The sequence below is a fragment of the Psittacicella hinzii genome (genome assembly GCF_003585935.1).
Taxonomy (GTDB): domain Bacteria; phylum Pseudomonadota; class Gammaproteobacteria; order Enterobacterales; family Psittacicellaceae; genus Psittacicella; species Psittacicella hinzii.
The window spans coordinates 1-13,641 of the sequence record NZ_NRJG01000043.1; the positions used below are offsets into that span (position 1 = coordinate 1).

Sequence of the window (13,641 nt, forward strand, 5' to 3'; positions counted from 1 at the left end):
ATATATTTAGTTTATATCTGTGTTTTAGCCAATCAAATATGTACTTTATAAGTAATATTAGTATAGTTTTAGATACTTATGATTGATATAGAAAAAGAAATAAAGATGCTAATTTTTAAATAAAGTTATTCCTAACTGACTTTAAACATATTTTCCAAGTCCATGATCTATAGTCTATCAACATTCGTTTTACATATAGATTAAACTTGAGTAAGAAATTTTTGTAACTCTTGCAAAACCATAGTTTTATTTAATAAAACTTAAGTTATCCCTACGCAAGTTGTTTTCCCTTGCCGTGGCAGTAAGATTTACCTAATGATCTGCTAATTACATTAATTTTAAGCACTCTTTCAATTGAGGCAAATAATGGCAAAATCTTTGGTAATCGTAGAGTCGCCTAATAAAACTGCGACCATTAAAAAATACCTGAGTGACGATTTTATCGTTTTATCATCTGTTGGTCATATTCGTGATCTACCAACAAATAGTGAATTTGCTCCTATTGTTAAACGTGGAGTTAAACTCTCGGATGAGCAAAAACTAAACAACAAAGTTCTTAAAATGGGAATCAACCCAGTAAACTGGGAAGGTGATTTCCATATTATGGAAGAAAAGCGTAAAGTAGTAGCCGAACTAAAAGCTACAGCTAAACAATGTGATACCATATATCTGGCAACCGATTTGGACCGCGAGGGAGAATCGATTGCATGGCACTTACAAGAAGTGCTTGGACCAGGTAAAACTTACAAACGCGTTATTTTCAATGAGATTACGCAATCAGCAATTAAAAAAGCGTTTGCTAAACCAATAACCTTAAATATGGATCGCGTGCATGCACATCAAACACGTCGTTATCTAGATCGTATTGTAGGTTTCTTATTAAGTCCACTATTAATTAGTAAAGCCGGACGTGGTTTATCTGCTGGACGTGTACAATCAGTAGCTACGCGCTTAATCGTTGAACGTGAACGTGAAATCCGCAAATTTATGCCAACTGAATATTGGAGTATTTTTGCTTTTGCGGGTAAGTTTGACTTTGATTTACACTCGATTGATGGTAAACGTTTAGTAAGTCCAGCTGACGCTAATCCGTTTTATATTCCAAATCAAGAGCAAGCGCTTCAACATTTAGAAAATATTAAAAATGGTAATGCGGTAATTACGAGCATTGACGTAAAAGATTCATCAAGTAGCCCAAGCGCTCCATTTACTACTTCAACCTTACAACAACGTGCTTCGAGTTTGTTAGGTTATGATGTGCGTACAACTATGAGTTTAGCGCAATATCTATATGAAATGGGGTACATCACCTATATGCGTACCGACTCAGTTAATATCTCAGCTGAAGCTCGTGATATGGCTGAAAAGTACATTAAAAGCGAATATGGTGAACAATATTGGGACGGTAACCGTCAATATGCTACTAATAACGCTAATAGCCAAGAAGCCCACGAAGCAATTCGTCCAACTAATTTAAATTTAGTGTTACCTCCAGCTTCGCGTGGTGCACGTTTATATAATCTAATTAAACAGCAGTTTTTAGCTTCATTAATGGCGAATGCTATTTCGCAAAATACTAACATTAATGTTGGCGTAGAAAACGAGCATAAATATAATTTACGTTTTTCTGCTAGTCTTTTAAAATTCGCTGGTTTTAAACGTGCTTTTGGTAATCAAGCTGATAAATTAGTGGATGTAACAGGTAATTTAAAAGTTGGTGATAGCGTTAAGTTTACCTCTTTAGATAAACAACAAAACTTCACCAATCCTCCTAGCCGCTATAGTGAAGCTTCACTAGTTAAAGAACTAGAAAAACGTTCGATTGGTCGTCCATCAACTTATGCAAGTATTATTTCTACAATTCAAGATCGTGGTTATGTAACCTTAGAAAATCGTCGTTTCTTTGCTGAAAAAATCGCAGAAATCGTTACTGATAGTCTAAGCGTTAGCTTCCCTGAAATTATGGACTACGATTTTACCGCGCAAATGGAGTCTAGCTTAGATGAAATTGCCAACGGTAAAAAAGATTGGACGAGTGAATTAGATACTTTCTGGGCAGAGTTCAAACAAAAACTCATTGCTGCCGCTAAACCTGCCGATCAAGGTGGTATGCCTAATAAACAATTAGTGCCTACAGATTTTCTTTGTCCTACATGTGGTAAACATCACATGGCATTACAATTCTCAAAAACCGGCACTTTCTTAACATGTATGGGTTATGAGAATAAAGGTGAGGATAAATGTCATCGTTCAGTTACGCTGGTAAAAGGCGATGAAATCATCGGCGAACAAAAAGCAGAACATGAGCACGAACATCAACATTTACACGACGCAAAACGTTGTCCAAAATGTCAATCAGTGCTTGATGAGTTTTATATTGACACTAAGCACAAACTATACATTTGTTCGAATATGCCAAGCTGTACTTTCACGCAAGTGGAACAAGGGCAATTTATTAACAATGCGCAATTAGATGCCTTACCATGTGATAAGTGCGGTGAACCTATGGAGCTTAAAGTAGGTCCATTTGGTAAATATATGTTATGTGGCGCTTGTGGTAACACACGTCGCGTGTTAGCAAGTGGTGAAATCGCTCCACCAAAACAACCTGCAATTGAATTCCCAGAACTGAAATGCCAAAATGGCACTTCATATTTTGTTCTGCGTAATTCAGCTAAAGGTATTTTCTTTGGAGCAAATAACTTCCCACGTTGCCGTGAAACCCAATTAGCTAAAGTTGAAGTTTTAGCTACCTATAAAGATCGTTTACCAGAAGAGCTACACTATCTAGCTCAAGGTCCAACAGAGGACAATTTAGGTAACAAAACTGTAGTACGTTATGCGGTAAAAACTAAGAGTCAGTATATTGGATCGGTTGATCAAGAAAGTAATAAGCTGACAAAATTCCGCGCGGACTATGAAGATGGTAAATGGGTAGTAACAGCTGAAGCTAGTGAAACTAGTGCGAAAAGTACAAGTAAAAGTTCTACTAAAAAAGCAGCAACAAAAAAGAAAAGTACAGCCAAAAGCACTAGTAAAAGCAGTAGCGTAACAGCTAGTTCAAAAGCAACTAAAGCTAGCACTAAAGCTGCTACAAAAACAGCTGCTAAAGCTACAGCTAAAACTACAAAAGCTGCTACTAAAGCCACAAGAGCCAAAGCCACTAAAAGTGATACTAAAACCACCACTAAAGCCGCTAAAAGCTCAAGTAAAACAACAACTAAAACTACAAGAAAAAGTAAAACAGAACAATAAATAAGTTTCACTTGAGAAAGTTCTCATAGATTTATTTATCTTTTTTTAGCTTAATTTTCTCGTAGAGCAGATAAGAAAAAAGTGCATTATCTTTTGATGATAATGCACTTTTTTTGCGCCCAAATTTTGCACAAAAATTATGGAGTACTAGTTACCTAGCACTCCATAGAAACCTAACTAAGGATTATTTTTTACCGCTAGTTTGGTTATTGTCGTTAGATGTATTATTTGCTTGTGCAGTACGAGCTTGACGTGCTCTTTGGCGTAAATCATTTGCATTATTTACAACCTGTACTTCAGTTTTTGATAATACATCTGTATCTTGTGGATTATATACTTTAACTCCACCTGCTAATGTTTGACCATTGGCAATTTGGTTTACGATTGCTTGTGCTTTTTGTTGGTCTTCTAGCATTGAAGCGTTTTGCGCTAATACTAGTTTAGCCGCACTTGCAATACGAACCGCTGCTGCTTTACCGCCTAGCATGTATGACACTTGGTTACGAACTTCAAGTAATTGATTTTCGATTGTAGACACTTGTGTCATAGTTTTAACTAGGTCAACGTTCGAAGCTAAGTTCACAGAGTTGATTTGTGAAATGATGCTTTGAACTTTAGACTTAATGAACTCTTGTTTTTGAACAAATTGCGCTTTCTCATTTGCATTCGTTAGCGTACTTACTTTAGCAACAATGTTCTTATAGTCATCTGATAAAGCTTTTAACTCTAAGTGTAGGTTAGCTACACGCATACGTAAGTTCTTAGCATTCACTGCAATAGATTCTTGCGTTTGAATGTAAAGTTTCTTATCGTCGTTGTAGTCTGCAGAGTTTTCAGCATAGTTATCGAAAGTAACTACACGTTTAACTTGGTGTACGTTAGAGTATTTAGTCGCTTGAGTTCCGTATAAGTAAGTATCTAAGTTTTGGATAGTTACGAAAATATCAGAACCATTACGAGCAGCTTGACCATTTGAAACTACAGCTAAGTTTTCTAATAAACCAGCTAGTGAGTTTTTGTCGTTGCCGATAGTGAAACCAAAATTATAACCTTCAGTTAAGCTGTAGATAGCAGCACGCAAATCTTTGTACTGTTTAGTTAAGCTTAATTCTTGTTGTTTAATTTGGTCTAATTCAGCAGTTAGAGCTGCAATATCTGAACCATCACTGTTTTTCGCAGTTTCACGTAATTGAACAGCACGAACACGTAATTTATCTAATTCAACTGCAACATTTTGTAATTGTGCTGAAGCGAACTCGATTTGTTTACGTTTTAAGGTATCTTGACGTTCAGACTCTTGTTGATCTGCAACTGTACGGTAACCTAAATCCACACGTAAGTCATCTGTATTTGTATAAGTTTTACCTACACCAAATACATCAGCGTATGTACCAATCGCAGCTTTCACATTTTCAAAGTTAGGTTGTAATGATAGGCTACGGTTGATTACTAAAGCGTCACCACGGAAGTTATCGATCTTAACGTTTAGCTTACCAACTAATGGGTTGATACATGCTAATGCGTCAATTGTATCATCGATATCGTTCACTAGATTTGCGCTTACTGGGTTTGCACTTGCAAATGAAACCTTAGCTGCTTTCTTCGGAGCTTCTGCCGCTGCTGCAACTACTGGAGTTGGTTTAACTGGAGTAGGTTTAACAGCTTTAGCTACTACCGGAGTAACGACTGGACGGTGTGAGCTTGCAAATGTAACTTTACGTGGTTTAGCAGGTGCAGTTGAAGCTACTGGAGCTTTAGGAGCTTTAGGCTGTGCACTTGCGAAAGTTACACGTGTACCACCTTGGTTAACACCTGGGTTAACTACGTTCGAACCATCGTAATCTTCCATCCAAGCGAATGTATCTTCGTGGAAGTTGATATCTGGATCGATTAGAGTTGGGATACGAGTTTCTTCATAGTGACGGAACTCATCTCTTACTTCTTCACGTAATTTCTCTAAATCTGTAGGAGTAGCCAGAGTAGTCGGTTGATCTACAGAAGGAATTGATGGGTTAGACGGATTAACGATTGTTGTATCAGTGTCGGTATCGGTATCAGTATTAGTACCTTTATCATCACTTGGATCAGTCGGTTTGTCCGTATTGTCATCAGTAGATGGTTTATCGCCATCAGTGTTGTCACCAGTTGATGGTTTATCGTCATCAGTGTTGCCACCAGTTGACGGTTTATCAGTTTGCGTACCTTTATCGTCTGTAGTAGGTGTGTTATCTTTCGGCTCATTGTCCGTAGATGGTTTGTCATCTTTCGGAGTTTCTTCTGAACCGTCAGTTTGCGTACCTTTATCATCCGTTGTAGGTTTATCACCTTTCGGAGTTTCTTCAGAACCGTCTGTTTGTGCACCTTTATCCTCTGTAGGTTTGTCATCCTTAGGTGTATTATTGTCACCTTTAGGTATAGTGTCATCACCTGTAGTAGGAGGAGGATTGTTATCTTTCTCACCTTCACCATCTGTGTTAGGTTGATCCGGAGTAACAGGTGTCACAGGAGTTTCAGGTTGCTCATCAGATTTAGCGTTATCTGGATCAGCAGCTGGAACTTTGTCAGATACTTTTTCTTTCTCTACGTTATCCGCGTCCGGATCATTCGTTAGATCAGGAACTATAGGAGTTGGAGTAGTAGGTGTTGCATTCGGATCGTTTGGATCAACTGAAGGTTTATCATCAGTTTTAATGATCTTCGTATTGTCATTTTCATCTACTTTTACATCACCTTTCGGTAATTCAAACTCTTTCGGATGATCTACAACTTCTGGCGTATCGTTAATTGTTAGAGGTGGATCAATTTCAGGTTTTTCGAATACGATTGTAGTCTCTTTACCGTCATTGGTCTCAACTGTTACATTCGTTGTTGGGAATGTGTGAGTTACATACTCACGAGCATCGTGTTCTTTAATTGTAGTTGTTTCTTTGTTTTCTTTGATAACTTCAATACGAACAGTTGCTTCAGTTGTCTCTGTTTCAATTTCAGTGATACGAGTTTCAATTTGTTTAGCTAAATCAGAATCTTTAGGTGCATTAGCTAATTGTTTTTCTAGATCAACGCGTTCTTTATCTAACTCTGTAATACGAGAAACTAATTCTTTCTCTTCTTTATCGTAGTTAGAGAAGCTAAAGTCTGTTTTCGCTTCTAGTAATTTCTCAGCTGATTGTACATCAGTTAAGCCACCACCTTGACCAGGAGTTGCGCTACCAACTTTACCACCAAAGATTTCAGAGTAACTACCGCTTAAATCTCTGTTTACATCGCTACCATTCTCATTGAAACCTAAATATTGGTTCTCTAAATTATCTTTAGAATTCATTTCAGTTAATTCTAAATGAGATGGAGTTAAGGTTGTACCAGTTGAACCAGTTGTTGTAGTTGAGCCAGTTGAACCTGTGTAACCAGTATAAGTTGAAGAGCTGCTACCAGTGTAAGTAGATGAGCTCGATGAGCTACCAGTGTAGCTTGTACCAGTAGATGAACTTGAACCCGTGAAAGTACCAGTGTAACTACCAGTTGAACCTGTACCAGTGTAAGAAGCACCTGTACTTGAACCAGTTGAACCAGCAAATGTTACTGTAGTAGGCGATGTAGAGCCAGAGTAAGTGTTGCCTGTGTGGCTAGAGCTTGAAGTACCAACACCGTATAAGGTTGAGCCTGAACCAGCTAGAGTTGAACTACCACTGAATGTTCCAGAAGTGTAACCTGTAGTTGTTGTAGTCGTACTTGAAGACCAAGTCGTACTTGTTTGTGAAGTTTGGCTATTTTGCGCTGCAATGATTTCATATACAGTTGCAGAACATTTATCGTAGCATGTACCAACTGTTGTAACTTTAGTTGATGAATCAGCTGTCGAAGTTGTTGAGCCGTAGTAGCTACCAGAAGTAGTTGTACTTGAGTAAGAACCTTTAGTATATGTAACACCAGAAGTGCCTACAGTATAACCATCTGCTAGTTTGTAAGTTGTACCGTCAGAAGTGATTACCCAACCATCGCTAGTTGTAGAAACACCATCAACGATTACGTTGTTTGCATTACCTGTTACTGAAGTACCAGTAGTGTATACAGGGTAAGCAACACCGTCACGGATTACATAACGACCGTTTGTATTTACAGTAGTTGTAGTTTCATAGCTTACAGAAGTAGTTGCTTCAGATAAACCATCTTGGATAGTTTTAACAGCGTCTACTACAGTTTCTTTAACTTTGTTTACAGTATCAACAACAGCTTCACCAGCTTTCTTCACATCGTCAATTACTTGTTCATTTAGTGTAATACCAAACGCAGTATCTTGTACTTGACGATCTTCGTGAACTTCAACTGCTTTAGCAGCATCAGTGTTTACATCTCCAGTTACGGCTGTATTAATTAGATCAACACCTTCACCAGCTACAGTTGCGTGTGTTGTTGCGCTGTAGTGATCTTGTTTATCACGACCACCGCTTAAGTCAACAGTCACTGAACCATATTTATTAACACCTACTGATAAGCCTACTGAACCACCATCAGAGTAACGAGTATCTTTAATGTCAGTTGCAGTTAAGTTATCGATGTTAACGTTAGCTGTTGCCGCAGTACCATTAGCATCTTCAGAAGCTACTAATTTACCACCTGTTAAAGTTGCTGAATCTACATCAACAGTTAAGCTTTCAGTTGCTGTAATACCAGATTGTTCAGTTACTACATCATTGTCAACTTTGTGATGATTGTAACCAACTGAACCAGAACCAAACGCAGTTAAGAATGTTTGAGTATTGATCGAAGCACCACCAGTTACGCCAACGCTAAAGCCGTTAGTTACTTGATCTTTCTTATCTTGTTCAGAAGTTACTGTTAAGTTTTGCGCTTCAACATCTACAACTTTAGCATCAACAGTAGTTGAAGTTAAGTCTACGTTTTGCGCTTTAATTGTTACGCTATCAGCATCAATATCAGTATTTTGATGTTCTAATGAGTAACCATTTGAGAATTGACCTCCGCCACCAAGCGAAGCTGATACAGAAGCTGCAGCACCATTACGTGAAGCACCAACTTGAGCATCGATTGACGCGCCAACTTGCCATGAAGTTTCGTTAGAAGTAGTTTCTTTCTTACCACCTTCTAGAGATACTGTATCTTGTGCTTCTAAAGTTAGATTACCAACTTTAGTTGCATCTACTGCTTTCAGACTGATATCTGAATCAGATTTAATAGATACATCACCAGCATAAGTATTGCGGTTATCAGCAGTTACTTGCTCATTAGCTTTAGTTTGACTAACACCGATATTTGCACGTACACCAGCAGATACTAAATCTCTAGTTTGTAAACCAGTAGCGTCACCAACAGCTGTTAATAATAATGTTGGATCTAATTCTTCGCCATTTGATTTAGCACGTGCAGCAGATACTACGTGAGAAGCTACATCGAATGCAGAACCTTTAACGTATGCGTTAATACCTGCACCAACAGTTGTTTCTTCGTGCTCACGGTAAGCAATGTCAACACCTTGGTCATCTGTAGTTACAGAACCAGCTTCGATTGAAGCTTTAGGAGTTTGAACTTCTGCACCAGTTTGTTCAGCACGGCTTTCAGCGATTGCTTGTGCTGCTTCGTTGATGTCAGTATTACTTAAGTCAGCATTACCAGCTACTTTAACATTTAAGTCGCTTGAATCGAATGCACTATTAGCAGTTTTAACTTCTGTAACTTTATCAGTTGAAGAAGTGTAGCTAAAGCCAAAGCCAGCTTGAGCAACAGGTTGACCTGATTTAGTTACTAAGGCATTAGTATCTGTAGAGCTTTCAGTAGCTATACCTGTTGATGAAGCTAAAGCACGACCTTCAGCTGAAGCTGAACCGAATTGTACTTTACCACCAATGTAAAGATCTAATTTAGAAGTTTTCGAAGTTGCATCGTAAACGTTTACTTTAGATGATGAATCTAAATCACCTTCTACAGTTACGTCTAAGTTTTGATCAGCAGCTAAACGAGAACTTTCTAATGTTAAGTCACCACCAGTGTTTACTGTTACATTAGTATCACCAACGATTGTTGAACCTTTAACTGTGTAAGCAGCTTCGTGTAGGCTTGTTGAACCTAAAGTATTTTCTAGCACTTGTTGAGAGAAACGAGAAGCAACTTCATATTTAGATAATAAATCTAAGTTACCACCAACATTGAATTCAGCGTCACCTGTTGCAACATAGGTAAAGCCTTTCATTGTTAGGTCTTCAGCGATCTCTAATTTAGAAGCTTCAGTGCTTGCGCGACCTACTTGTACTAAATCACCTTCGTCATTTAATACTGCTACAGATTCAAATGAAGCATTGTCAGCTTGTAAGCTTAAATCACCAAATGCAGCTGAACCTTGTAAGCTAAAGTCTTTAGCGCTTAAGCCTGATTTGTTAGCAATAATTGCGTTTTGAACACCATTAGTTTTTAGATCAATAGTGTTAGCTACGATTGCAACTGTATCCGCAGAAATTGTACCGTAATTCGATTTCACTGAATCAGCGTTGTGAATTCTAATTGCTTGACCTGCATTTAATACTGCAGCAGAAGCACCTAAAGTTGCTGATTTATCTAATGTTGAAGAAGAGAAACGAACAACTGGTACATATGCATCTGAACCTTCAGCTTTCACGAACTCAATGTAGTCAGTAGTTGCTTTTAAGCGCGCTACTTTAGTATTGAATTGTTCAGTGTAAGTTTTGATTAGAGTTGCGTTACCGTTAGCTTGAGCAATTTGATTAGTTAAAGTTTCTTGGTAGCTTGCTAATTTCTTATTAAATGAAACAGTGTTGCTTAATAAGCCGTTAACAATGTTTGCATCTGTGTTTGTAGAGAAATAGTAAGTACCCGTTTGTGATTTAACTTGTTCTAATACTAATTGTGCAGCTGTTTGGTTATCAACTAATAAGTTGTCACCTACTGTTGATGGAGTAAATAAGCTAAAGTTAGCTACGTTTCCTAAGTAAGGAATGTAGTAGCTTGACTCGTATTTACCAGTATTAGTATTTAAACTAATTACACCTAAGCCACTTAATGAATCTAAAGTAGTGCTTAAGCTGTAGTTACGTTTAAGTTTAGTTGAATCAGCAACTAATGCAGATTCTACTTTTAAGGCGTAGTTTTTACCTTCAGCGTCTGTTAATACAGTTTTGTTAACATCTGTATCAACACCCATATCAATGCTACCATTGATTTGGTCAATGCTGCCACCTGTTACGATTTGTGCACCTGGAGCCCATAATGCTACTTGGTAGTCATTAGGATTTGCAATGAATTTATTCCATGCAGCCTTCATTGAGTTGAAGTCTTTATTTCTCCAGTCAGAACCAAACACTACAGAGAAGATTTTGTTAGTGTATGAGTCATTTAAGTTCTGCGATAAAGTATCTAGAACATATTGACCTTGGATCTTATATGCACCATTGTGCCAGTCAAACTTACCGTTACCAAATAGACCTTGGAATAAATCATATAGACTGTCAAATTCTTGAATTTTCAGTCTCATTAAGTCAGTTTTAATCCAAGTAGTTGGTTTGAAACGTACTTGAATACGTTGACCTTTGATTTTTAGTAAGTCAGCAATGCTTGCTGTGAACGCTTGAACTTTGTTAGATAAATTACCGTCAAGAGCTAAGTTACCACCAACATAAATGTCTGCGTTTGTTGCATCTAAACGATTTAAATCTTTAACGTCAGTATAAGTTTTACCTTCTGATAAAGTGCCTTTTGCATAATCAGAACCAGCTAGTGGAACGATTGTGAAGTCACCTTTAACAGAGATTTGACCACCGCTTACAGTGATGTCCGAGCCATCTAATACCCCGATTTCAGTGTACACTTCGTAGTAGTCACGACGTGCACGCCAGTCAGCATAGTGAGATGAAATGGTTGGCGTACCTGAACCAACTTTAACGTCACCGTCTACTTTAGAAGCTACTTTATAAGTATCTGTTAAAGCGTTTAAGTTACCTGATACTGTTAAATCACCTTCTTGATCAACTTCTGGAGAGATTAAAGTTAGATTGTTGTAAATGAAAGTAGCACCATCTAATTTTATTTTCTCACCTGCTTTAACACCTAAAGTGTCAGCAAGTAATAAACCATAGTTTTCAAAAGTTTTACCTACGTTTAATACTGTAGTTGTGCCATCAGCATCTGTAGTTGCTTTAGAAGATAGAGCACGTTGACTTAGATTTAAAATACCGAAGTTTTTCACAGACTCACGTACTGTAAATTGACCTACAGTGAAGTTTTTCACTGTTGTGTTTTCGTCAATGTATACGTTGTCTACAGCAAGGTTTTTATCTGTAGCAGTGATTTGATCTAAAACTTGTTTTACGTGATCAAATTTAGCTTGTGTATCAAGAGTTACATTTTGACCATCTAAGTTAAATTTAGGGGTATTTACAGTACTATTTTCAACTGTAAAGTTATCTAATGTATCTTGAACAGTTGTAGATAAAGTGTTTGTTGTTACATTAGCATCTTTTAGGCCTACTTTTTTGCCATCAAGAGTTAAGCTACCAGCAACTACTTTCGCACCGTTTAATTCAACGTTGCTTGCGCTTGCTGTTGCATTGTTAGCTACAACTTTACCTTTGATTTCTACTTTAGAATCAGCATTAACTTTATTTGCGCTAATGTCTGCATTATCAGCGTAAACTAAACCATCAACGCTAGCAGTACGTTCTGCTTTGATTTTAACGTTATCAGCTAGTACTTTAGAGTCTTTATCTAAAGAACCTTTATCGAAAGTTAATTCAACTTCATGACCTGAGAACGTAGAAGCTGTTGAAGTAAAGTCTTGAGCATCAGCACCACGAGAAGTAGTTGTAACAGCTACTTTTTCTTTTGCTGATACTAGAGCATTTTCAGCCGCAACGTTACCACCTTTAATGTTAACGTTTTGACCTGTTACGAATTTTTGTTTAGTAGTATCTGTAGCTACGTCAGCTGAAGATACAGCAGTTTCAGTAGTAACTGTAGTTTCTACAGTTGAAGGTGAAGTTGCTTGAGTTTTAGCAGTCACTTCAGTAGTTACTGAACCTTTAGAATATTTTGAAGCTGTATCGCTGCTTGATAATTTAGATGAAGCTTTAGCTGTACCCACTTCTACTTTGTGGCTACCAGCGTCAATGTTTACATCACCAGCAACAGAACCTACTTTGTTAACTTTGATTTGACCGTCGGCAGTAATTTCAACGTTGTCGTCACCCATTACTAAACCGTCGTACTCAACCCCAGCACCTGAACCAGATACGATGAATTTAACTTTATCACCGTACATAGAACCTAATCTGCTACCTGAAATAGCTACTTCTGGAGTTTCTAAATTAGGTTCATTTAATGCTTTAGCAGTGTCAGTTTTTACATCATATTCTTGGTTACCAGCAGAAACTACGATTTTCGCACGTTTGCCAGAACTTGATTTTGATGGAGCAATTGTAGCTTTAACTTTAACTGCTTGTGCGATTAAACGGATTACGTTAACGTCATCTGTAGATAAGTCCTCATTAACGTTAATTTCACCACCACGTACTAATAATCTTTGCGCGTTATTAGCACCAACTTCAGCTGTAGAAGCTGTGAAGTCGTTAACGTTGATTACTTTAATACCGTTTAAGTCGATACCTTTAGGGTTGATAATCATTAAGTCAGCACGACCACCAAGAACCTCTAAAGCACCTTGGATTACTGATTTATCATTACCTGTTACTTGTGCAAGAATTACTTTTGCTTGTGCTTTTAAGTTAGGGTTAGCTGCAATACGCTCACCTAACACTTTAGATTCAACTGCGATTAAAGCGTCAGCATTGTTGTTAAATACTGCACCTTTAGAAGTTGAGAAAGATTTGAAACGGTTATCTGAAACACCAGCAGCATTTGGATTTACGATATTGATTAATGCTGTACCGTTCATATCTTTAACGTTAAGACCTTGAGCAGCTGAAGCAGCATCTACTTCAATACCTGTGTGTAAATTTTGAGTAGCTACAGGTTGATTAGGAGTTTGAGCATCTTTAGGTGCTGTATTAGCACTTGCTACTACAGGAGCACCTGCTAAAAGCATAGCACCTAAGAAAATATTACCGAACGATTTTTGCGCGTCACTTTTATCTGCTGCAGATACGTGAGCATCCTTATTAACCGAAGAGTTTGCAGTGTGAGATTTCGCGTTTTCGCTTACTGCAACAAGACTATTCAACGTTTTGCTATAAACAAGTTTATAGATACGATTCATAGATTTTGAACCTTTATATAAATACATCTACTAAACTATTTACTTTGTAGTCTAAATTCTAATCATCAACTTGCTTAAGGTCTAGATTTTTACAATCAATTAGAACTTAGTTACTACGCATAAATTTAGAGTAGTAAACGGTTAATGGG

Annotated in this window: 2 protein-coding genes; one reads left to right on the forward strand and one right to left on the reverse strand. The window is 37.5% G+C overall.

The window, feature by feature from the left end:
• Positions 1-366: 366 nt before the first annotated feature.
• Positions 367-3,255, forward strand: coding sequence for a type I DNA topoisomerase (gene topA, locus CKF58_RS02880; RefSeq protein ID WP_222987674.1), 2,889 nt, complete (start codon positions 367-369; stop codon positions 3,253-3,255).
• A gap of 184 nt (positions 3,256-3,439) precedes the next feature.
• Here the strand turns inward: topA and CKF58_RS02885 are convergent, their stop codons facing one another.
• On the reverse strand, positions 3,440-13,492 hold the full coding sequence (locus CKF58_RS02885) for a two-partner secretion domain-containing protein (protein WP_222987675.1): 10,053 nt from the start codon (positions 13,490-13,492) through the stop codon (positions 3,440-3,442).
• Between the last annotated feature and the right edge of the window lie 149 nt (positions 13,493-13,641).

Bases quoted from the DNA above. Each gene is read 5' to 3' on its own strand.
- topA (WP_222987674.1), top strand. From the start codon at position 367: ATGGCAAAATCTTTGGTAATCGTAGAGTCGCCTAATAAAACTGCGACC.
- CKF58_RS02885 (WP_222987675.1), bottom strand. From the start codon at position 13,492: ATGAATCGTATCTATAAACTTGTTTATAGCAAAACGTTGAATAGTCTT.